Genomic DNA, 24,115 nt, shown 5'->3' with positions numbered 1-24,115 from the left:
CCTGATGCGCCGCGCTGCCTTACCGCACAGTTCGGCGCATCAGGCGCATCACCGGCCGGCCGGCCCACCGCTCACCGCGCCACCGCCGCGCAGTAGTCCTCGTCCGTGGCGAGCAGGTTCCGGTGGCTGTCCTCGGCGGCGATGACGCCGTCGTCCAGGACCAGTACGCGGTCGGCCGCGTCCAGCAGCGCCGGGCTGCTGGTGATCACGACCGTGGTGCGGCCCCGGCGCAGCTTCGCGACGTTGCGCGCGATGAGCTGCTCGGTGACCGCGTCGACGGCCGTCGTCGGGTTGTGCAGGACGAGCACGTCGGTGTCGGCGGCCAGCGCGCGGGCCAGCGAAAGCCGTTGGCGCTGCCCGCCGGAGAGGTTCGCGCCCCGGTCGCGGACGCCGTACTCCAGCCCTTCCTTGTGCAGGGCGACGACGTCGGTCAGCATCGACGCCTCGACGGCCTCGGGCACCGTGGCGCTGTTGCCCGACGGGTCGATGTTGGTGCGCAGGGTGCCCGCGAAGATCTCGCCGTCGTACGGGTTGACCAGCATGTGCTCGCGTACCGACTCGGCCGAGAGGTCCGCGATCTCCTGCCCGCTGACCCGCACCACCCCTTCGTACGCCTCGGGCGGCACGTTCACCGCGAGGATCGAGGCGAGGTCGGCCACCGCGCGCGGCTGGTAGCCGGCGATCGCCACGAACTCACCGGCCGCCACCGTGAACTTCAGCTTGCGCAGGGACCCGTACCGCACGCAGTCGATCTCCAGGTCGCCGCCCGCGGCCGGACGCCCGGGGCCGGGCGTCGTCACCGGCGGCGCGGCGAGCACCAGTGCCATCCGCTCGGCCGACGCCCGGGCGATCATCACGTACTTGGGCATCTCCGAGAACATCTTGAGCGGTTCCATGATGAACTGCGCGAGGCCCACGGCCATCACCAGCTCACCGATGGTGATCTGTCCCTCGAAGGCCAGCCAGCCCGCGGTCAGGGTCACCGCGGCCGCGAGGACCGCGTTGAGCGCCTGGGCGGTGCCCGCGTACACGCCGTTCACCTTGGCGACGGTGATCGACTGGTGCTTCGCCTCCGAGCTGACCGTCCGGTAGGACCCGAACGCCGCGTGGTTGCCGCCGAAGCCGTGCAGCGGACGCAGGCCGGAGATGAGGTCGGCGACCTTGGCGCCGGCCCGTGCCACCCGCGCCTGCTGCTCGCGGGTGCTGGAGCCGATGCGCTTGGACATGACGCTCAGGACCGTCAGGATCGCGACGGTGCCCACGATCACGAGCAGGCCGAGCCGGAGGTCGGCCATGCCGAGGGCGACCGCCGCGACCACCACCGCGACCAGCGAACTGACCAGCAGCGGCACCACCTCGATGATGTCGGCGGTCTGGTCGGCGTCCTCGGTGGCGATGGTCAGGACCTCGCCGGACTTCAGGTCGACGTCCCTGGCCACCGGCTGGAGTCCGCAGGACGCGACCCGCACCCGCCAGCGGTGTGCCTCGGTCGTGTTGGCCTTCTGCAGGACGCGCATGCCGAACCGCCACGACAGCGAGACGGTCGTGATGATCACGGCGAGCGCGGCGATGGAGAGGCCGAGCGCGCCGAGGGTCCTGTCGTCCTGCATCGTGTGCTCGACGATCATGCCGAGCGCGATGGGGAAGGCCGTCTCACCTGCCTGGTACAGGCCCATGAGAAGGGTGCCCGCGGCCATGGCGCCCAGGTTGCGGCGCAGCGCGGTCCGCAGGATGTCGGACCCCTTACGGGGTCGCTGCGTGTCAGTTGTCGGCATTGTCATCGAGATGGCGGGCAATCGCTTCCGGGGTTCGCAGGGTGAACAGGTCACGGATGGTGACCACGGGACCGTACTCCCGGCGGAGCAGCCCGATCAGGCGCACCGCCAGCATGGAGTGTCCCCCGAGGGCCACGAAATCGCTCACCGCGCTCACCTCGTCGTCGTCGAGGTCCAGGGCTTCGGCGAAGAACTCGCAGACCACGGTCTCGGTCTCGGTCTCGGGGCCGCGCTCCCCCACCGTCGTCAGCGCGCCGAGCGGCTTGGCCTCGGGCAGCGCCTCGGTGTCGGCCTTCCCGTTCACCGTGAGCGGGATGCTCTCGACCTGGGCGTAGTGCGTGGGGCGCAGGAAGTCGGGCAGCCCCGCGCCCACGTCGGCGGCGACGTCGGCGAGGTCCGCGCCGTCGAGCACGAGGTAGGCGGCGAGCCGGTGGGCACCGTCGACCTGCGGGTCGGGCTGGGCGACCGCCGCGGCGAAGCGCACCGCCCGGTGCGCCGCGAACGCGGCCTCGACCTCGCCCAGTTCGACCCGGTGGCCCCGGATCTTGACCTGCTGGTCGGTGCGGCCCAGGTACGTCAGGTTCCCGTCGGGCCGGCGGACCACGAGGTCGCCGGTGCGGTACATGCGCTCGCCGGGCGCGCCGAACGGGCAGGCCACGAAGCGGTGCGCGGTCTGGCCCTCCTGGCCGAGGTAGCCGCGCGCGATGCCGATGCCCGCCACGTACAGCTCGCCGGGCACTCCGTCCGGCAGGGGCCGCAGCCACGGGTCCAGGACGTACACGTCGGTGTTGTCGATCGCGACGCCCACCACCGGGTCCTGGCACTCGAAGGTGCCGACGCCGAGGGTGTTGATCGTGTACTCGGTCGGGCCGTAGAGGTTGTAGCCGACCGTTCCCTCGGTGTCCGCGAGCCGCCGCCACAGCGTCGGGGTGACGGCCTCGCCGCCGAGCAGGACGAGGGCCGGGCGGCGCTCCGGGGTGTCGAGCAGCCCCTCGGCGACGAGCTGCTGGGCGTACGTCGGCGTCACGTTGACGACGTCGACGGCGTGCTCCAGGCAGTACGCGACGAGTCCGGGCGCGTCACGGCGGAGTTCCTCGTCGCAGATGTGCACCTCGTGGCCGTCGGCGAGCCAGAGCAGCTCCTCCCACGACATGTCGAAGGCGAACGACACGGTGTGCGCGATCCGGAACGTCCGGTGCCCGTGCTCCGCGAGGACCGGCTCGAAGATCCGGCGCTGGTGGTTGACCAGCATGTTGGTGAGTCCGGCGTACTCGGTCACCACACCCTTGGGCTTTCCGGTCGAGCCGGAGGTGTAGATCGTGTACGCGGGGTGGCGCAGGCGGTCCGGGTCGTCCGGCGCGAACGTCACGAACGGCTCGGCCGCGGGCAGCGGACGGTCCAGTTCGATCAGGGCGTCGGCCCCGACCACGCTCCCGGTCAGCCGCGGTGACACGGCGCTCACGGTGAGGATGACGTCCGGTCGGGCGTCCCCGACGATCGCGGCGATCCGCTCGTCCGGGTGGTCGAGCTCCAGGGGCACGTACGCGGCGCCGACACGCAGCACCGCGAAGAGCGCCACGATCGAGTCGAGGGAGCGCGGGATCGCGAGCCCGACGTTGCGCTCGGGGCCGATGCCACGCGCGGCGAGCACGCCCGCCACCGCCCGGCTGCGGTCCCGGAGCTGGGCGAACGTCATGGTCGCGCCGTGGGCGACGAGGGCGACCCGCTCGGGGTCGCGGTCCGCCGCGCGGTCGAACCGGTCGACGACGGTGTCCGTGCCGACATCGGTGCGCTCGACGGGCCGGGGCTCCTCTGCGAGGCCCGGCAGCGCGCCGACGGGCCCGGTCGACGCGGCCAGGTCCGCGAGGACCCGCACGTAGTCGTCGAGGAGGCGACGGGCGTCGTCGGCGTCGCCGTGGCGGTGCTCCAGCTTGACCGTGAGCCGCTCACCCGGGGTGACGACCCAGGTGAACGGGTAGTGGGTGGAGTCGTCTGCCTTCACCGAGGTGATGCCGTGCCGGGAGTTCATCTCGGCGAACGCGTCCATGTCCAGGAAGTTCTGGAGCACGAAGAGGTTGTCGAACAGCGTGTCGTGACCGCTGGCGCGCTGGATCTCGCCGAGCCCGAGGTGCTCGTGCTCCATCGCCTCGACCCTGGCCGCCTGGACGGCCGACAGGTAGGCGCCGACGGTGTCGTCCGGCCGGGCCTTCGTCCACATCGGCACGGTGTTGAGGAGCACGCCGACGATGTCGGAGAGGCCCTCGCCGTCACGTCCCGAGACCGTCACGCCGAACACCGCGTCGCCGCGGCCCGTGTGCGCGCCGAGCAGCAGGCCGAACGCACCGGTCAGTACCGAGTTCAGCGTGACGCCGTGCGCCTTGGCCGCGTTGCGCAGCAGCTCCGACTGCTCCTCGGAGAGCGTGCGCACCAGCGCGGGCGGCAGCTCCTGGGAGAGGTCGGGACGCGGCCCGGCCAGCAGCGTCGGGCCCGGTAGCGCCGCCAGGTGCTCCGCCCAGAAACGCTCCGAGACGGCGGGGTCCTTGGCGTCGAGCGCCCTGGCGTACTCCTCGAAGCTCGGGGTGGCGGGCGCCGGGTCGAGCGGCTCGCCCGCCACGACGGCCTCGTAGGCGTCGAACAGGTCACGGAGCACGATCTCGCGGGACCAGCCGTCCCACAGCAGCAGGTGGTAGCTGAGCAGCAGGCCGTCGTGGCCGCCGGGCAGGCGGACCACGGTCAGCCGGATCAGCGGGGGCTCGACGGGGTCGAAGCCGGTGTCCCGGTCCCGGGTGCGCAGGTCCTCGACGTCCGCGTCGCTCGTGAGCTCGACCGTGCGGACGTCGACCCGCCGGCCCGCCTTGAGGACCTGGACCGGATTGCCGTCGTCGTCCGTGGTGAAGCCGGCGCCGACGACCGGGTGCCGCGCGATGACGTGCGCCATCGCCTCGGCCAGGGCGTCCTTGTCCAGCCGCCGGTCGAAGGTGAACCAGCTCTGCGCCACGTAGTGCCCGGCCGAACCCGCCATCTGCGCCTGGAAGAACAGGCCGCGCTGGAGCGGGGTGACCGGCGCGGTGCGCTCGGCCGTCACGGAGGCCTCGGCGACGCTCTCCAGTGCGCCGCGCCAGTGCTCGGTGATCGCGTCGGGGATGCCGTCGGCGAGGGTGAAGGCCGCGTGCAGGCTGCCGGTGGCGTCGTCGATCCAGGCGTTGACCTCGACGGCGTACGGGCTCGCCTGGTCGCCGCCCGTGACGTGCACGGCCTGCGACTCGCTGCCCCGGCCCAGGTAGTTGAAGAGCACCTGCGGGCGGGCGGTCAGCAGCGGCGCCGTCTGCGGGTTGAGGTACTTCAGCCGGCCGTACGCGACGTGCCCGTGCTCGTCCGGCTGGCGCTCGGCGACCTCGCGCGCCGCGGCGACGGGGTCGGTGTGCGGGCTCAGGCGCACCGGCGCGATGGAGGTGAACCAGCCGACGGTACGGGTGTAGTCGTGCTGCTCGACGGCCGGGACGCGGCCGTGCCGCTCCAGCTCGACCGCGAGGTCGGTGGGCGACGGCTGGACGTGGGTCAGCGCGGTGCGCAGCGCGCCGCACAGCAGCTCGGTCAGGCCGACGCCGAGGGCGGCGGGCGCGGTGCGCGTCACCCGGTCGCTGACCTCGGGCGCGAGGACGACCGTCGTCTCGCGCAGCGCGGCGGGCGTGGCTGCGTAGTCGGCGGCCCCGGCGGTTTCGGCATCCTCGGCGAGCAGCAGCGCGGGCGCCCCGAGCGTGCTGATCCAGTGCCCGAGGTCGTCGGACGCCTCGGCGGAACAGAGCGTCAGCGCCTCGGCGTACTCGGCGTAGGACGTGGTCGGCGGCGCGAGCTGCGCCCCGTTCATGACGGTGGCCAGGTCGTCGAGGAGGATCAGCCAGGACACCGCGTCGACGGCGAGGTGGTGGACGGTGACGACGAGGGTCCGGCTCGTCTCCAGCCACGAGAACGCGACGACGTCGCCGGACTCGGGGTCCAGCCGCCCCGCGGCCTCGTCCGCCGCGGCCCCCGCGGCGACGGCGTCGGTGCGCACGACGGCGACGTCACGGGCGGGCTCGGTGCGCAGGCTCCACACGCCATGCTCGACGCGCAGCCGCAGCCGCAGCACCGGGTGCGCGTCGACGACGGCGCGCGCGGCACGCTCGGCGTCGGCGAATCCGGTGCCCTCGGGGGCCGTGAGCGTCCTGGCCTGGACGAACCGGGCGAGGGAGCCGCCCAGTTCGCGCTGGCGCAGGATGATCGGCGTCGGCGTCAGCGGCCCGTCCTCGCGGCGGGCGGGCGCGGGCGCGGCCGCCCGCGGGACGCTCGTGCCCAGCTGTTCGGCGAGCGCGCGCGGCGTCCTGAACAGGAACACGTCCCGCGGGGCGATCGGCAGGCCGAGCGCCCTCGCGCGGTTGATCACGGTGATGGCGACGATGCTGTCGCCGCCCGCGGTGAAGAAGTCGGTGTCGGCGTCCGCGGCGGAGCCCGGCAGCGTCTCGGCGAAGATGTCGACGAGCGCGGCCAGCGCGGAGTCACTCGCGCCCGCCGGGGAACCGCCCGGGGAGCCGGCGGGGCCCGACGTGGTGGCGTCCTCGGCCGCACGCGCGACGAGCGCCTTGCGGTCCAGCTTGCCGTTGACCGTCAGCGGCAGCGCGTCGGCCGTCAGGACCCGGCCCGGCACCATGTGCACGGGCAGTTTCGCGGCGAGCGCGCCCGCGAGGTCGGCGGGCGCCCGGCCCACGACGTGCGCGACCAGGTGGTCGCCGCTGTCCGCGACGGTGACGGCCACGTCGACCACGCCGTCGAGCTCGCGGACCGCGGCCTCCACCTCGCCGAGCTCGATGCGGAACCCCTTGAGCTGCACCTGGTCATCGGCGCGTCCGGCGAACTCCAGCTCGCCGTCGAGCGTGCGCCGGGCCAGGTCACCCGTGTGGTACATCCGGGAGCCGTCGTCCGCGAACGGGTTCGCCACGAACCGGCCTGCGGTGAGCCCCGGCCGGCCCAGGTAGCCGAGCGACACCTGGTCGCCCGCGACGTAGATGGCGCCGGTCCGGCCCGGCGGCACCGGCCGCAGCCGGTCGTCGAGCAGGTGGACGACCAGGCCAGGGATGGGTCCGCCGATCGGGCTGACGTCGTCGCCGGGGCCGAAGTCGTCGTCGGTCAGGACCCGGTGGGTGACGTGGACGGTGGTCTCGGTGATGCCGTACATGTTGACCAGCTCGGGCGTCCCCGTGCCGTGCCGCTCGACCCAGCCGCGCAGCCGTCCGAGGTCCAGCGCCTCGCCGCCGAAGATGATCCGGCGCAGCGCGCTCACGGGTTCACCGGCATGCCGGTCAGCCTCGATGAACCGGTAGAACGCCGACGGGGTCTGGTTGAGCACGGTCACGCCGCGCTCGCGGACCAGGCGGTGGAAGTCGACCGGGGAGCGGGTCAGACCGTACTCCGGCACGAGCAGTTCGGCGCCGTGCGCCAGCGCGCCCCACAGCTCCCAGACCGCGAAGTCGAAGGAGTAGGAGTGGAACTGCACCCACACGTCGTGCGGGCCGAACTCCATGGCGGGGCGGGTGTTGGCCAGCAGGGTCACGACGCTGGAGTGCGGGACGACGACGCCCTTGGGACGGCCGGTCGACCCGGACGTGTAGATCACGTACGCGGGGTCGTGCCAGCCGGCGGCAGGCGCGGGCCCGCTGGTGTCCGACGGCTGCTCCTCGCCCTGGACGAGTACACGGGCCGGCACGCCGGCCCGCTCCAGGAGTCCGGCGAAGCGGTCCCTCTGCTCGCGGTCGACGAGGACGACCTGCGGGGCGGCGTCGGCGAGGATGTACTCCAGGCGCTCGTCGGGGTAGGCGAGGTCCAGCGGCACGTACGCGCCGCCCGCGGTGACGATCGCGACCAGCGCGACGACCTGCTCGACGGAGCGCGGCACGGCGACGGCGACCCGCCGGCCCGGGGCGACGCCCGCGGCACGCAGCGTGGCGGCCAACGTGTCCTTGGCGTCGGCCAGTTCGCCGTAGGTCAGGGACCGGGTGCCGCCGTCGAGAGCGCACTGGGTGACGGCGGTGGCCGCCGGGTCGCGCTGCGCGGCCGCGTCGAACAGGGCGCCCAGGGTGGCCGGTTCGACCCGCGCGGGGAGCCGGGTGCCCTCGGCCGTCAGGTCGGCGACCAGGGCGTCGGGCCGCGTGAGCAGCCCGGTGAGGGTGTCGGCGAACGTCCCGAGGATCTGCCGGGCGGTGCTCTCGCCCAGCAGTTCACCGTCGTAGATCAGGTTGAAGCGCGGGCGGCCGTCGAGCGCGCGCTCGACGACGAGCGTCAACGGGTAGTGCGGGGCGCCCTCGTTGACGATCTCGGCGATGACGAGTTCGGCGTCGGGGGTGCGCAGGTCGGCCACGTCGGTCGCCACGTCGAACACCACCAGGGTGTCGAACAGCGAGCCCGCGCCGGCCTGCCGGCCGATCCGTGCCAGTGAGACGTGCTGGTGCGGCAGGACGGCGCTCTGGTGCTCCCGCACCGAGGCGAGCAGGTCGCCCGCCGTGGTCGTGGCGGTCCACCGGGCGCGCACGGGGATCGTGTTGATGAACAGGCCCACCATGTCCCCGATGCCGGGGACGTCCGCGTCCCGCCCGGACACGGTGGATCCGAACACCACGTCGCCGGTGTGCAGGATGCCGCCGAGCGTCACCGCCCAGGCGCTGTGCACGGCCACGCTCAGCGGCACTCCGGCCGTGCGGACGGCCGTGTCGATGTCGTCCGCCGCCTCGACGGCGGTGTCGGCGAAGGAGTCGGAGGGGGTGTGGCCCTCGGCGACCAGCGAGGAGCCGGGCAGCCCGTCGAGCTCCTCGCCCCACACCCGGTCGCTCTCCTCGTCGTCGCGTCCGGCGAGCCAGGTCACGTAGTCGGCGAAGCCGCCGACCGGGTGCACCGTGCCCGGCGCGTGGTACTCGGTCAGGAGCGCGCGCAGCATCGGCGGCACCGACCAGCCGTCGGCGATGATGTGGTGCACGGTCTGCACCAGGACGGCACGGCCCGCGTCGGCGCGCACCAGCGTGTACCGCATCAGCGGTCCGGTGGCCAGGTCGAATCCGGCGCGGCGGTCCCGCTCGGCGAGCTCGCGCAGCTCGGCGTCGGTGATGCCGGGGCGGTCCAGGGTGGTGAACGGCGCCTGGACGCCGCTGTCCAGGACGGAGACCACGCGGCCGTCGGCGAGGGCCGTGAAGCGCGCGGCGAGGTTCGGGTAGAGCGTGAGCAGGCGGGTGGCCGCGGCCGCGAGCCGGTCGGCGTCCACCTCGCCCTTCAGCGTGAGGAGCTGCTGTTCGACGTACGCGCCCGCCGAGTCGTCGTCGAAGACCGAGTGGAAGTACAGGCCCTCCTGCAGCGGGGTGAGCGGCAGGATGTCCCGCAGTTCGGGTCCGTCCAGGGCGTCGACGTCGGCCTGGTCGAGGGCCACCAGGGGGAAGTCGCTGGGCGAGTGGCCGCCTTGGTCGAGGGCGGCGAGGGCGGCCAGCGCGGTCCTGAAGTAGCCGCCGAGCGTCGCGATGTCCGCGTCGGTGAAGACTCCCTCGGGCCAGGAGATGGTGGTGACGAGCTCGTACTCGCCGCCGGCCGAGGCAGGTTCGGCGATCGCGTTGAACTCCAGGGCGCGCGGCAGGCGCATCGCGGGGTCGCGCTTCTCGCCCAGCTGGCCGGTGGCGCCGGCGAGCTGCCAGTCACCGCCGGCGCCCGCGTCGAAGCGGCCGAGGTAGTTGAAGAGGACCTGCGGGGCCGAGGCGTCGAACGCGGTGTCGGCCAGGTAGCGCAGGGCGCCGTAGGAGATGCCGTTGCTCGGCACCCGGGAGAGGTCCTCCTTGACCGCCTTGAGCGCGGCGGCGAGGTAGGCGGGGTCGGTGAGGTCGGCGGCGGTGCCGGGGTCGACGGTCACCGGGAAGAGGGTGGTGAACCAGCCGACGGTGCGCGACAGTTCGGGCTCGAACCCGGCGAGGGCCGCCACGTGGCGGCCCTCGCGGCCGTGGCCCTCCAGCTCGATGTGGGCGAACGTCTGGTCCTGTCCGAGGTCGCGGCGCCAGCGGGCGAGGGTGACGGCGAGCGCGGTCAGCAGGACGTCGTTGACGCCCGCGTGGAACTTCGCCGGTATCTCGCCGAGGAGCGCGGCCGTGACCTCGGGACCGACCGTGACGGTCCGCAGCCGCTCCCGGTCCACCGTGTCGGCCTCGGCCAGTTCGCGCCGGCCCACCCGCTGGTCCACGCCGGGCAGGGGGCGCTGGAAGTAGCCGAGGTCCGCGTCGAAGTCCGTGCGTGCCAGGAGCTGGGTCCAGCGCCGGAACGACGTGCCCACCGCGGGCAGTTCGACCGTCTCTCCCGAGATGACCTGGCGCCACGCCGTGGCCAGGTCCTCCATCAGGACCCGCCAGGACACGCCGTCCATCACGACGTGGTGGACGACGACGACCAGTTGCTGTGCCTCTCGGCGCCAGACGGCGCGCAGCATCGCGCCCTCGTCGGGGTCGAGCCCGTCGGTGGCGAACGCGACACAGCCGTCGAGCGGCAGGTCGCTCTCCTGCCACACCGGAGCGGTCCCGTCGGCGGCGCCCGGACCGGCCTCGGGGATGTCGAAGCTCCACCGGTCGCCGCGCACCAGCCGGGCGCGCAGCATGTCGTGCCGTGCGAGCAGGGCGGTGAGGATCGTGTCGAGCCCGTCGGCGGTCAGCTCCGCCGGGGTGTTCAGAACCACGGACTGCACGAATCCGTCGATCGCGTCGGTCGTCTCGCCGAGCCACCGCACGATCGGCGAGCCCACGACGGAGCCGGTGCCGACGTCGCCGTGGTCCACGGTGGAGACGTCCTCGCGGCTCGCCACGGCCGCGAGCGCCCCCACGACGCTGTGCGTGAAGATCTGCCGCACCGTGACGTAGAGGCCCGCTTCGCGCAGCGCGCCGAGCAGCGAGATCGTCAGGATGCTGTCGCCGCCGAGCTGGAAGAAGTCCTGGTCGACGCCGACCTCGTCCAGCTGCAGCACGGAGGCGACGGCCGCGCACACCGCGCGCTCGTCCTCGGTGCTCGGCGGGACGATCGACCCCGTACGGGTGTCGGGTTCGGGCAGTGCCTTCCGGTCGAGCTTGCCGTTCGCGGTGAGCGGGAACTCCGTCATCACGACGACGTGCGTGGGCACCATGTACTCGACCATGTGGTCGACGGCCCAGGCCTTGACCTCGTCGGCCGTCAGGTTCTCGCTGGTGCCGGCCGGGATCACGTAGCCGACCAGGTAGGTGCCGCCCGAGGCGTTCTTCTTCGCGATGACGCAGGTGTGCCGTACGCCGGGGTGCTCGGCGAGGCCGGCCTCGACGTCCTCGATCTCCAGGCGCATGCCGCGGATCTTGATCTGGTTGTCGGCACGGCCGAGGAAGTCGAGGGAGCCGTCCGGGGCGAACCGGGCGAGGTCACCGGTCCGGTAGAGCCGGGAGCCGTCCTGGGCGAAGGGGTTCGCCACGAAGCGGGAGGCCGTCAGGCCGGGCGCGTTGACGTAGCCGCGGCCCAGGAGGAAGCCGCCCGCGTACAGTTCGCCGCCGACGCCCACGGGGACCGGGCGCAGCTCGTCGTCGAGGACGTACAGCTGGGTGTTCGGGTTGGCCTTGCCGATCGACGTCGACAGGCGCTCGGCCTCGCCCCGGTAGATGACGTGCGAGACGCCGATGGTCGTCTCGGCCGGGCCGTAGCCGTGGTAGAGCGGGATGTCGAGCTGGGCGCGGAACCGTTCGTACAGCTCGGGGGTCAGCACCTCGCCGCCGCACCAGACGTGCCGCAGGCTGCCGAGGCGGCCGGAGTCGCCCGCCATCTCCAGGAGCACGTCCAGCATGGACGAGACGAGGTACGTGAAGGTGACGCGCTGCTCGTCGATGACGCTCAGGAGGTGGTGCGGGTCGCGCTCGCCGCCGGTCCGCAGGACCACCAGCCTGCCGCCGGTGACCAGCGGAAGGAAGATCTCGTTGATGGAGATGTCGAAGGACAGCGGCGCCTTGAACAGGGACGCGTCGTCGTGGCCGAAGCCCAGGATCTCGGCGCTCTGCCAGAGCAGGCGCTCGCTGATCGCCTCGTGCCGGATCATCGCGCCCTTGGGCCGCCCGGTCGAGCCGGACGTGAAGATCACGTACGCGAGGGAGTTGCCCGCGACGGCGATGGCGGGCGCCTCGGTGGGGCGGTCGCCGTAGCGCCAGTCGGCGAGGTCGACGGCGACGGCGTCCGGTTCGCCGACGCCCTCGGGCGACTCGCCGGAGGAGTTGAGCTGCAGGACGATGCGGGCGTCCTCGATGACGACGGCGCGGCGCGCGGCGGGCCACTGCGGGTCGAGCGGCACGAAGGCGCCGCCCGCCTCGAGGACGCCGAGCAGGCCGATCACCATGTCGGCGGAGCGGCCCAGCGAGATGCCGACGACCTGTTCGGCGGTGAGCCCGCGCTCGATCAGGTGGTGGGCCAACTGGGCGGCCCGTTCGGCCGCTTCGCGGTAGGTCAGGCTGCGGTGCTCGTCGACGATCGCGATCTCGTCCGGGCGGGTGCGCGCCTGCTCGCGGAACATCTCGACGATCGTCGGGCGGGTGCGCTCGGCGTCCGTGTCGTTCCACCCGGCCAGGACGCGCAGCCGCTCGGCGGCGTCGGAGGGGGCGATGGTGCCGAGCGGACGGTCCGGGAAGTCGGCCAGGTCGTCGAGGGCGCGCTGCGCGTCGGACGGCTCGACCCCCTCGGGGACGGGGACGGACCAGCCGTGCGCGCCTTCCTCCCGGCTGCCGGGCCCGGTACCGCCGTTGTCGACCCAGCCGAGGACGTCTGCGAAGAGGGTGCCGGGAGCGAGCTCGATGCCGTCGGGACTGCGGCCGGTGGCCCAGTAGGCGAGACCGATGGAGCACGCCTCGGCGATGGTCCGGTCGGAGTAGGCACCGTGGTCCCCGGCCCTGCGGCGGAGGTCGGCCAGGCGGGCGGGGGTGAGCAGCACGAGGCGGGTGCTCGGTTCCATCATCGAAGACACAGCGTCCCTTCCAGGTAATCGCAGTTAGGCTAACCTAAATTAGGGTTGCCTAACTACCCTCTCGCCAGGCCCGCCACAGGCGTGCGTACCGGCCGCCGAGGGCGACCAACTCCTCGTGGGTGCCCTGCTCCACCACACGTCCCGCGTCCAGCACGGCGATCCGGTCCGCCGCCATCGCCTGCGTCAGCCGGTGCGCCACGAACAGCGTGGTCCGCCCCGCGCACGCGGCCAGCACGGCCCGCTCCAGCTCGGCGGCGCCCTCGCTGCCCGCCTCCGCGGTCGACTCGTCCAGCACCACCACCGGCGTCCGGCTCAGCACGAGCCGGGCCAGCGCGATCTGCGCGATCTTGGTGACGTCCAGGCGCTCGCCGCCCTCGCCGACCGGGGTGTCGAGCCCCTCGGGCAGGTGCTCGACCCAGCCGGCGGCGCCCACCGTGCGCAGCGCGTCGGTCAGTTCGGCGTCGGTGGCGCCGGGCGCGGCGAGCCGCAGGTCCTCCGCGAGCGGACCGGAGAACACGTGCGTCTCCTGCGTCAGGATGCTGACCAGGGCCCGCGCCCCGGCCTCGTCCAGCGCGCCGAGGTCGTGCGTGCCGACGTGCACCGATCCCGCCTGGGGAGTCCCGACGCCCGCGATCAGCGCCGCCAGGGTCGACTTGCCCGCGCCCGTCGCCCCCACCAGGGCCAGCGAACCGCCGGCCGGGATCGTCAGGTCGACGTTCCTGAGGACCGGTTCGTCGGTGCCGGGATAGGTGAAGGTCAGGCCCTCCACCCGCACCGGGTGCGGTCCCGCGTCGGCCGCCTCGACGGACGCGTCGCCGACCAGCCGCTCCTGCGCGGACTCGCCGAGGACCCCGACGAGACGGGTCAGGCTCGCGCCCGACTTCTGGGCCTCGTCGAAGGTGAACATGATGGCGCCGAGCGGCGTGAAGAGCCGGTGGAACATCAGCGGGGCCGCCGACACCTCGCCGAGAGTGGCGGCGTCGGCCTCCAGGAGGGCGTAGCCCACCACGAGGATCAGGACGAGCCCGATGAACTCGGCGCGGTTCTCCCGCCCGACGAAGCGGCCGAAGAACCGGAACACCTCGACACCGAGGTCGCGCACCCGCCACGACTCGTGGGTGACCTTCTCGCGCACGGAGTCCTCCAGGCGGTACGCCCGGACCGTGTCGATCCCGTTCAGGCCACTGATCAGCGCCTGCGCGCGGTCGGCCTGCGCCACCCGCTGCTTGCGGTAGAGCGGGGCCGACCGGGGCAGGTACCACCGCAGGGCCAGCGCGTACGCGGGCAGCGCGGCGGCACCCGCGAGACCGAGCCGCCAGTCGAGGCCGAACATGCCGACCGTGGCGATGAAGACGAGCACGCCCGCCGAGAACACGGTGGGGATGGCCGTCCTGATGCCCTTGGAGAGCACCGCCACGTCGTCACCGACCCGGGAGAGCACGTCTCCCCTGCCGACCTGCTCGATCCGTGCGCTCGGCATCCCGAGCACCGCCCGGACGGCGCCCTCGCGCAGCGTCGCGAGCAGATCCGCGCCCAGCCGCCCGATCAGATACGTCGAGAGCGCGGTGGCCACCGCGCCGAGCAGCGCGGCGGCCCCCATCAGGACACCGACCGTGACGAGGACCGAGCGCGAATCGCCCCCGACCACCCCGTCCACGACCCGGCCGAGCAGGAGCACGGGCAGCACTTGGAGCGCCGCTCCCGCCACCGTGCTCACCACGGTGGCGGTCGTCAGCCACGGCACGTCGCGGCAGTGCGCCGAGACCCACCGGGTGGCCTCACGTCCGCTCGCCGTGCGCAGCGTCGCCGGGGCGACGGAGGTGACGGGGATGTCGGGGGTCGGTGTTTCAGTGGTGCTCACGCGAAGACCAAGTCGGGCCGGGGACGGGAGGGGTTGAACGGCACTGCTATGCGACCGACTTGACGAGCTCGTCGATCGCGTACGGCAGGGAGAGCGCGGTGCCCTGGGACATGGCGGCACCGACGGCCGGGCCTTCGCTGTCCAGCAGGTAGGACACGTTGCCCTTCTTGACGGCCTTCAGGTTCTTGAAGAGTTCGAACTTCTTCAACGCGGCCTGGTCCGCCTTGTCGTTGATGACGACGATGCGGTCGACGTCGACCAGGTCCGTGCGCTCGGGCGAGAGCTCGGTGGAGAACTTGCCGCCCGCGATCCTGTCGATCTTGGTCTGGTACTTGAAGCCCATGCCCGTCAGGAGCCGGCCGCGCACGTCGATGGAGGTGAACGGGTTGATGGAGTCCTTGTACCAGGACAGCGCAACGGCCTTCTGGCCCGCGAACTTCGGGTGCTCCTTCTTCGCCTTGGCCAGCTTGTCCTCGATGCCGGCGACAAGCTCCTTGCCCTTGTCCTCCTTGCCGAGAGCCTTGGCGATGTGGACGACGTTGTCCTGCCACGGAGCGCTGAAGAGCTCCTTCTCGCCCTTGGTGCGGCCCACCGTCGGGGCGAGCTGGGACAACTTGTCGTAGGCGGCCTTGTCGATCTCGGAGTACACCGCGATGATCAGGTCCGGCCGCAGGGAGGCGATCTTCTCGTAATTGGGGCCGGAGTCACCGTTCTTCATGATGACCTCGGGCTTGGTGTCGCCCCACTTGTCCTTCACCCACGGCCACTGGGTGTTGATGTCGGGGGACTTGCCCTCCGGGTTCGGGTACTGGTCGACCATGCCCACCGGCTTGGTGCCGAGCCCGAGAACGGTCTGGTCGTCGGTGTAGCCGACGGTGACGACCCGCTTGGGGGCCTTGGTTATCTTGGTGGATCCGAACGCGTGCTCCACGGTGACCGGGAACGCGCCTCCGGCCGCGGCCGGGGCCTCGTCACTCGCCTTGTCGTCCGAGTCTGAACCGCAACCCGCGAGGAGGCCGACGCCGAGCGTCGTGGCGGTGAGTACCGCCGCCAGGCGCCGCCAAGGCTTCGTAACGGTCGTTCGATGGAGGAGCATCCGGATTCCCTTGCTTTAGCGCTGTCCGCCGCGTCCCTGTCTAAGGGCAGCCAAACCTTATCCTGTACAGATGAGGTTAGCCTAGCCTTACCTGCCTGCCTGCCGCTTCGCGGGCAGGGTCTTCACCGACGACCGCACGGATCGGCCGAGTTGGACCGGCGGCGCGCGGTGGGCCGAGCGGGGTCAGTCGAGCTGGACATGCGTACGGCCGATGGGCACGATCAACGGCCGGTCCCCCACCGGGTCGTCGACCACCTTGGCGCGCAGCCCGAACGCCTCGTGCAGCAGCTCCGCGGTGATCACGTCGCGCGGGTGACCCTGCGCCAGGATCGACCCCTCCTTCATCACGATGAGGTTGTCGCTGTACCGCGTGGCGAGATTGAGGTCGTGCAACACCATGACCACGGTGTTCCCCGACTCGTGCAGGTCGTCCACCAGGTCCAGCACGTCGATCGCGTGCGCCAGGTCCAGGTACGTGGTCGGCTCGTCCAGGAGCAGCAGGTCGGTGCCCTGGGCCAGGGTCATCGAGATCCAGACGCGCTGCCGCTGCCCGCCCGACAGCGAGTCGACGGGGCGGTCGGCCAGGTCCGAGACCCCGGTCATGGCGAGCGCCTGCTCGACGACGCCGGCGTCGTCCGACGACCACTGGCGCAGCCAACTCTGGTGCGGGTGACGTCCCCTGGCGACCAGGTCGGCCACGGTCAGCCCCTCGGGCGCGACCGGCGCCTGCGGGAGCAGGCCCAGCTTCTTCGCCACGTCCCTGGTCCTGAGCTTGTCGATGTCCTCGCCGTCCAGCACGACGGTCCCCGCGGTCGGCTTGAGCAGCCGCGTCAGGGTGCGCAACAGGGTGGACTTCCCGCAGCCGTTGGGGCCGATGATGGTGGTGATCACCCCGGGCGGGATCGCCACGTCGAGGCCGTCGATGACGGTCCGGCTGCCGTAGCCGACCGAGACGCCCCTGGCGGCGAGCCGCGCGGCGTCCTCGACCTTCGGATCGGTCTCGGTGACGTACTGAGTGACCACAAGCCCCCCTGTTATTAGGATTGCCTCACCTTTGTACCAGCTATCGGCACGGTACCGGCTATTTGAGGTTCGCCCGCACCAGCAGGTAGACGAGGAAGGGACCGCCGATCGCGGCGGTGACCACACCGACGGGCAGGCTGATCGGCAGCGCGGTGCGCGCGACCAGGTCGGCGCCGATCAGCAGCAGCGAGCCGACCAGGCCGGAGGCCACCAACGGCGGCGTGGGGCAGCGCGCGAGACGCATCGCCACCTGCGGCGCCACCAGCGCCACGAACGGCACCGGGCCCGCCGCGCTCACCGCCACGGCGGCCAGCAGCACCGCGCAGAGCAGCAGGACGGCCCGCACCCTGGTGTACCGGACCCCCAGGCCCGCGGCGACGTCGTCGCCGAGGTGCAGCGGCTTGAACTGGAAGGCGACGGCGGTCACCACGACCAGCAGGGCGAGCGAGCACCACAGCGCCACCCACACCTGGTCCCACGACCGGTTGTCCAGCGAGCCGACCAACCAGGCCTGGGCGCGGGCGACGTCCCTGATGTCGGCCGAGACGAGCAGCCAGGTCGTGATCGCCTCCATCACCGCGCTCACCGAGATGCCGATGAGGATGAGCCGGAAGCCGTCGACACCGCGCCGCCAGGCCAGGAAGTACACCAGCAGGCCCGTGCCGAGACCGCCCGCGAGGGCCGCGGTGGACAGGCCGACGGAGTCGACGACCGCGGTGGCGGCCCCGCCGGACACCGTCACCAGGAACACCGAGACCGCGCTCGCCCCACCGGTGATGCCCAGAATGTCCGGACTGGCCAGCGGATTGCGCGCGACGGACTGCGTGATCGCCCCGGAGACGCCCAGCGCGATCCCGACGATGAGCCCGGCCAGGGCCCGCGGCATCCGCAGGTCCATGATCACGAACTCGTCGACCTGCTCGCCCCTGCCGGTGAGCGTGGCGAACACCCGGGACATGCCGATGGAGAAGTCGCCGATGCTGATGGACAGGCAGAACACCAGGAAGGTGGCCGCCGCGAGGACCAGCGTGACGAGGACGGGCCAGGGCCGCCAGACGAACGACATCGTGCCGATCCGTACGCCCGGCGCCACCGAGGGCTGCGCGTCCGCCTTGTTCATGACCGTCTTGTTCATGCGCTCTTGAACTTTCCTCGCCAGACCAGGACCGCGAAGAACGGGGCCCCCAGCAGAGACACGACGACTCCCGCCTCCAACTCACCGGGCCGCACGACCAGCCGCCCCACGATGTCGCAGACCAGCAGGACGACGGCGCCGAGCAGGCCCGCGTACGGCACGAGCCAGCGGTAGTCGGGTCCGGTCAGGTACCGGGCCACGTGCGCGACCATGAGCCCGATGAACGCGATGGGACCGCACGCCGCCGTCGTGGCGCCCGCCAGCAAGGTGATGGCGATGATGCCGACGGTCCGGCTCAGCGCGATGTTCACGCCGAGCCCCCGTGCCACGTCGTCGCCGAGGTTGAGGAGGTTGAGGGAGGGGAGCATGGTCAGGGCGAGGACCAGGCCGACCGCGATGAACGCGGCGACCGGCCAGATGACGTCGAAGCCGACGCCTGCGACGGAGCCCGCGTTCCAGAACCGGAGCGCGTTCAGCGACTCCTTGTCCGAGAGCGAGACCGCCGTGGTCATCGCCGTGAGGAACACCGTGATCCCCTGCCCGGCCAGCGCCAGGGTCAGGGGGTTTCCCGCGCCCCGCCCGATGCTCGCGAGGCCGAACACGATCACCCCGGCGACCGCCGCTCCCAGGAAGGCGAACCAGACGTACTGGAAGGGGTTCGAGAGACCGAAGACAGCGATCACCGACACCACGGCGAACGAGGCGCCGGCGTTCACGCCGAGCAGTCCGGTGTCCGCGATCGGGTTGCGCGTGTAGCCCTGGATCAGCGCGCCGCCGACGCCGAGGGCGATGCCCGCGACCACCGCGAGCACCGTCCGGGGCACCCGCACGGTCTGCACGATGAGCCGGATCTCGGTGAGCCGCTGGTCGGCCTCCGGTCCGGCGAACAGCCCGTGCCACACCTCGGCGGGGGTCAGCGAGCGCGCGCCGACCGCCAGGGAGAGTGCCCCCGCGACCAGCAGGACCACGGCAAGCACGGCCAGGCCCGCAACCCGCCGTCGCCGGGCTTCCGTTGTCCCCCTCGCTACGGGGCGCTCCACTGCAGTCGTGCTCATGTCGACGTACGTTATCCCTTTGATCGGACCGGGCCGCACGGCCGGTGGCCCGCTCCGCCCGGAACGGGCAAAGCGGGCCAGGGCGGGAAGGGGCAGCGGACTAGCGGGCGGCGCTGCCGGTCTCGTCGGCGACCGGGCGGGCCTCGCCGGAGGCGGAGCGGGCGGCGCGCTCGCGCACCGAGTCCAGGATCTCGCCGACCCGGATCGCGATGTTGGACAGCAGCGACGACGTGATGCCGTGCGTGTGCTCCGTACCGCCCTGGAGGTAGATGCCGCAGTGCAGGTCGTCGTCGGTGGCGATGCGGTAGTCGCGCTCGACGCGGACGCGGCCCTCCTCGTCCCGCAGGCAGCGGTCGGCGATGTCACCGAGGAGGCCGACCGGGTCGGCGGGGCTGTAGCCGGTGGCGAACACCACGACGTCGGCGTCCACGGCGTTGTCCTCGCCGGTGACGAGCGACTTCACGGTGGCGCTGACCCCCTCGGGGGTCTCCTTGACGCCCGTGAGGCGGGACACGTTGAGGAAGCGGAGCCGCTCGGTACCGAGGACCTTCTCCCGGTACATCTCCCGGTACAGGTCGTCGATCAGGTCGATGTCCACCACGGAGTAGTTGGTGTTCCCGTGGTAGTCCATCAGCCGGCGCTTGACGTCACCGGGCGCGTCGAAGTACTCGTCGACCGCGTCCGGGTCGAATATCCGGTTGGCGAAGCTGCTGTCGTCGGCGGGGCTGTAGCCGTACCGCGAGAAGACGGCGCAGACCTCGGCGTCGGGGAAGCGGCGGTGCAGGTAGGCGACGTTCTCCGCGGCGCTCTGGCCGGCGCCCACGACGACGAAGCGGGAGGGCGACGTGCCCTCCAACGCGTCGACCTTCGTCAGCAGTTCGGAGTTGTGCCAGACGCGGTCGCCGCGCTCCACGCCCTCCGGCATGAGGGGGCGCAGGCCGGTGCCGATGACGAGGTTGCGGGCCCGGTGGACCGCGAGACCCTCGGCCGAGCGGACCGTGACGTCCAGGTACTCCACGACGCCGTCGCGGACGAACGGGGTCACGCCGACGACCTCGTGGCCGTAGGAGACCATGTCGTCGACCTTGGCCGCGGCCCACTCCAGGTAGTCGTGGAACTCCACGCGCAGCGGGAAGAGGTTCTTGTGGTTGATGAAGTCGGTCAGCCGCCCCTTGCTCTTCAGGTAGCAGAGGAAGCTGAACTCACTGGTCGGATTCCGCTGCGTGACCAGGTCCTTGAGGAACGACACCTGCATGGTCGCGTCGTCGATCAGCATGCCGCGGTGCCAGCCGAAGCTCGCCTGCTGCTCGAAGAAGTGGGCGGTGACCGTCTCCTCCCGGCCGGCGCTGGCGTTGTGCTCGCTCAGCGCGATCGCCATGGCCACATTGGACGGGCCGAAGCCGATGCCAATGAGGTCGTGGACCAGTGGTGCGTCGCCAGGAAGAACCTGTGACATGTCACTCCCATCGTGCGGGGAATCCGCCTGTCAGGCGTGGGGGAAGGTACAGCGGTGGGCACATCGACAGAGCGACCCACTCGAACTTAGGTGAGCCTAAGCTAATCGAGCGACGCTGTCGACCGGGCAAAACGGACGTCAGGCCCCTTAGCACGGCCACCCGCCCGGCATCAACTGAGCCGTCGAACCAGCTCGTTGCACACTAAGGTAAGCCTTGCTTTACTGGGCGTCGGCCATTCCCTGCTCTGAGGAGGAACCCCATGCGGGTCGTCATGTTCGGTTACCAGACCTGGGGGCACCGCACCCTGCAAGCCCTCCTGGACTCCGAGCACGACGTGGTGATGGTCGTGACCCACCCCAAGAGCGAGCACGCCTACGAGAAGATCTGGAGCGACTCGGTCGCCGACCTCGCCGCGGAGCACGGCGTTCCGGTCGTCATCCGCAACCGCCCTGACGACGAGGAGCTGTTCGAGCGCCTCAAGGAGGCCGACGCGGACATCATCGTCGCCAACAACTGGCGTACGTGGATTCCGCCGCGCATCTTCGACCTGCCGCGCCACGGCACACTGAACGTCCACGACTCGCTGCTGCCCAAGTACGCCGGTTTCTCTCCCATCATCTGGGCGCTGATCAACGGTGAGCCCGAGGTGGGCGTCACCGCGCACATGATGGACGGCGAGCTCGACGCCGGTGACATCGTCCGGCAGGAGGCGGTCGCGGTCGGCCCGAAGGACACCGCCACCGACCTCTTCCACAAGACCGTCGACCTCATCGCCCCGGTCACCATCGGCGCGCTCGACCTGATCGCCGGCGGGCAGACGGAGTTCACCAAGCAGGACCGCTCCCAGGCGAGCTTCTTCCACAAGCGCTCCGCCGAGGACATCCGCATCGACTGGACCTGGCCGGCCGAGGACCTCGAGCGCCTGGTCCGCGCCCAGTCCGCGCCGTACCCCAGCGCGTTCGCCTTCCACAAGGGCAAGCGCCTCGAGGTCGTCACCGCGGTGGTCTCCGAGGGCCGGTACGGCGGCACGCCGGGCCGCATCTTCTACCGCGAGGGCGAGGGCGTCGTGATCGTCGCCGGAGCCGACGCCCGCACCGGCCGCAACCACGGCCTCGCCATCACGCGCGTACGGACCGAGGACGGCCGGGAACTGCCCGCCACGGAGTACTTCACCTCCATGGGCGGCTACCTGACGAGCCGTCCCTGATCCGAGGTCCCCTCAGACGCCACGGTCTCCCGCGCCCCCCTCGGCGCGGGAGGCTCAGCCCGCCGCGGCGAGCACCAGCGGCAGGACCTGCTCGCTGCCGGACCTGCGCAGCAGCCGGGCGGCGACCGCGAGGGTCCATCCCGAGTCGGTGAGGTCGTCCACGAGCAGCACGGGACCGGGATTCGCGGCCAGCGCGGCGGCCAGGTCATCGGGGACGGCGAAGGCGCCGGACAACGCCCGCAGGCGCTGGGCGGAGTTGCTGCGGCGCGCCGCGTGCGCGCCGTCCGCCCCGGTGTACGTGAGGGTCCCCAGGAAGGGCAGCCTGCCGACGGACGCGATGCCCTGGGCCAGCGATCCGACGAGCTGCGGGCGGGCCATGGACGGCACGGCGACGACTCCCACCGGGCGGGCCGAGGCATCCGGCGCGTCCGTCGCCCAGCCGCCCGACGAGCGCGCCCAGTCGGCGAGCACGGCCACGGCGGCCTTCAGGACGTCGTCGGGAACCGGAGCGTCCGGCGCGCTGTCCGCCAGCAGCGGGCGCAGCCGGTTGCCCCAGCCGATGTCCGAGAGCCGCCCGAGCGCACGCCCGGTGGAGCACTGCTCCTTGACGGGGATGCGGCCCTTGAGGTCGACGCCCAGCGCGGGCATGCCGGTCGGCCACATCCTGCGCGGCTCGACCTCGACCCCGGGGCGGTCCAGTTCCTTCGCCGCCCCGGTCAGCGCCTCCGCCGAGACGGACGCGTCGGTCCAGGGGCCCGCGCAGTTGTCGCAACGGCCGCAGGGCACCGCCCCCTCGTCGTCCAGCTGCCGGCGCAGGAACTCCATCCGGCACCCGGTGGTGCTCACGTAGTCCCGCATGGCCTGCTGCTCGGTCTGACGCTGCTTGGCGACCCACGCGTACCGCTCGGCGTCGTAGATCCACGGCTCGCCGGTGGAGGTCCAGCCGCCCTTCACCCGCTTCACCGCCCCGTCCACGTCGAGCACCTTCAGCATGGTCTCCAGCCGGGTGCGGCGGAGCTCGACCACGGCCTCGAGGGCCGGTACGGACAGCGGCCGTCCCGCGTCGGCGAGGGCCGTGAGCGTCTGGCGGACCATCTCCTCCGGAGGGAAGGCGGTGTCGGCGAAGTAACGCCAGATGGCCTCGTCCTCCTTGCCCGGCAGGAGCAGCACGTCGGCGTGCTCGACACCGCGGCCCGCACGGCCGACCTGCTGGTAGTACGCGATCGGCGAGGACGGCGAGCCGAGGTGGACCACGAAGCCCAGGTCGGGCTTGTCGAAGCCCATGCCGAGGGCCGAGGTGGCGACCAGCGCCTTGACCCGGTTCTCCTGGAGGTCGATCTCGGCCTGCAGCCGGTCCGCGTTCTCCGTGCGTCCGGTGTACGAGGCCACCTTGAAGCCGCGCTGGCGCAGGAAGGCGGTGGCCTCCTCGGCGGCGGCGACGGTCAGGGCGTAGATGATGCCGGAGCCCTGCAGCTCGTCGAGGTGTTCGGCGAGCCAGGCCAGCCGGTGCGCGGCGTCGGGCAGTTGGACGACGCCGAGACGCAGGCTTTCCCTGTCGAGCGGTCCGCGCAGCACCAGGGCCTCGCCCGCACCGGTGCCCAGCTGCTCGGCCACGTCGGCGGTGACCCGGGCGTTCGCGGTCGCGGTGGTGGCCAGGACCGGCACACCGGCCTGCAGCTCGGCCAGCATCGCGCGCAGCCGCCGGTAGTCGGGCCGGAAGTCGTGCCCCCAGTCGGAGATGCAGTGCGCCTCGTCGACCACCAGCAGGCCGGTCGTGGCCGCGAGCCGGGGCAGCACCTGGTCGCGGAAGTCCACCGAGTTGAGCCGCTCCGGGCTGACGAGGAGGACGTCGGTCTCGCCGCGCTCGACCTCCTCGTAGATGGTCTCCCACTCCTCCGGGTTGGCCGAGTTGATGGTGCGCGCCTGGATGCCGGCGCGCGCCGCCGATTCGACCTGGTTGCGCATGAGGGCCAGGAGCGGGGAGATGATCACCGTGGGGCCCGCGCCGCGCCGGCGCAGCAGCGCGGTGGCCACGAAGTACACGGCCGACTTGCCCCAGCCGGTGCGCTGGACCACCAGCGCCCGCCGCCGCTCCTCGACCAGGGCCGCCACCGCCTGCCACTGGTCCTCCCGCAGCCGCGCCGACCCTCCCGGGTCGCCGACGAGCTCGGCGAGGATGGCGTCGGCTTCGGTGCGCAGCTCCACGTTGGTCATGACCCCATGCAACCCGATGGCACTGACAATGCCCAATCCGCCACGGGCTCGTGCCCGGCCGACGGGGCGGCGTCGCGGGTGCCGGCGGTGCGGACGCCGTGCGGACGCCGTGCGCGTCGAAGGTCGACGATCTGGGCAGGGATATATGCAGCGCATCGCCCGATACCGGCTTTCGGCGCTGATTGCTCGTTGCCGGGGGCGACGGCGACAGGAAGAATTGGGACCGCTCCCCGTACGGCTCCCCGTGGTCCAGCAGAGCTGTGCCGCGGTGCGCTCCC

At 72.1% G+C, this 24,115-nt stretch carries 10 protein-coding genes; 1 reads left to right on the top strand and 9 read right to left on the bottom strand.

Annotated elements, in window-relative coordinates; genetic code table 11:
- Nucleotides 1-71: 71 nt before the first annotated feature.
- The 8 genes from ACZ592_RS36970 to ACZ592_RS36935 all read right to left on the bottom strand — a co-directional run bounded on the left by ACZ592_RS36970 (nucleotide 72) and on the right by ACZ592_RS36935 (nucleotide 20,415).
- Entirely contained in the window at nucleotides 72-1,775 is a 1,704-nt protein-coding gene (locus tag ACZ592_RS36970) for an ABC transporter ATP-binding protein (RefSeq protein ID WP_471586122.1), read from the bottom strand.
- Nucleotides 1,762-12,780, bottom strand: a complete 11,019-nt coding sequence (locus tag ACZ592_RS36965) for an amino acid adenylation domain-containing protein (protein WP_471586121.1) — start codon at nucleotides 12,778-12,780, stop codon at nucleotides 1,762-1,764. The genes ACZ592_RS36970 and ACZ592_RS36965 overlap by 14 nt, the downstream gene beginning before the upstream one ends.
- A 58-nt stretch (nucleotides 12,781-12,838) precedes the next feature.
- Nucleotides 12,839-14,650: an ABC transporter ATP-binding protein gene (locus ACZ592_RS36960; RefSeq protein WP_471586120.1), complete on the bottom strand. Its 1,812-nt coding sequence runs from the start codon at nucleotides 14,648-14,650 to the stop codon at nucleotides 12,839-12,841.
- Nucleotides 14,651-14,696: 46 nt separating this feature from the next.
- A complete protein-coding gene (locus ACZ592_RS36955) occupies nucleotides 14,697-15,746 on the bottom strand; it encodes an iron-siderophore ABC transporter substrate-binding protein (RefSeq protein WP_471586119.1) in 1,050 nt (349 codons plus the stop codon).
- Between the two features lie 183 nt (nucleotides 15,747-15,929).
- The gene (locus tag ACZ592_RS36950; protein ID WP_471586118.1) at nucleotides 15,930-16,769 is read right to left on the bottom strand and encodes an ABC transporter ATP-binding protein; all 840 of its coding nucleotides are present in this window, start codon (nucleotides 16,767-16,769) and stop codon (nucleotides 15,930-15,932) included.
- Between the two features lie 58 nt (nucleotides 16,770-16,827).
- Entirely contained in the window at nucleotides 16,828-17,889 is a 1,062-nt protein-coding gene (locus ACZ592_RS36945) for a FecCD family ABC transporter permease (protein WP_471586141.1), read from the bottom strand.
- Nucleotides 17,890-17,900: 11 nt separating this feature from the next.
- Nucleotides 17,901-18,959 (bottom strand): FecCD family ABC transporter permease, encoded by a 1,059-nt coding sequence (locus ACZ592_RS36940; RefSeq protein WP_471586117.1) that lies wholly within the window; start codon nucleotides 18,957-18,959, stop codon nucleotides 17,901-17,903.
- A 100-nt stretch (nucleotides 18,960-19,059) separates the two neighbouring features.
- The gene (locus ACZ592_RS36935) at nucleotides 19,060-20,415 is read right to left on the bottom strand and encodes a lysine N(6)-hydroxylase/L-ornithine N(5)-oxygenase family protein (protein WP_471586116.1); all 1,356 of its coding nucleotides are present in this window, start codon (nucleotides 20,413-20,415) and stop codon (nucleotides 19,060-19,062) included.
- 260 nt (nucleotides 20,416-20,675) lie between these two features.
- Between ACZ592_RS36935 and ACZ592_RS36930 the strand changes: the two genes are divergently transcribed.
- A complete protein-coding gene (locus ACZ592_RS36930; protein ID WP_471586115.1) occupies nucleotides 20,676-21,623 on the top strand; it encodes a methionyl-tRNA formyltransferase in 948 nt (315 codons plus the stop codon).
- 54 nt (nucleotides 21,624-21,677) lie between these two features.
- Here the strand turns inward: ACZ592_RS36930 and ACZ592_RS36925 are convergent, their stop codons facing one another.
- A complete protein-coding gene (locus ACZ592_RS36925; protein ID WP_471586114.1) occupies nucleotides 21,678-23,837 on the bottom strand; it encodes a RecQ family ATP-dependent DNA helicase in 2,160 nt (719 codons plus the stop codon).
- Nucleotides 23,838-24,115: the final 278 nt, after the last annotated feature.

The sequence above is a fragment of the Streptomyces sp. NPDC040622 genome, from assembly GCF_055593965.1.
Note: the sequence above shows the minus strand (reverse complement) of the source record. Positions and strands in the feature narration are given on the sequence as shown.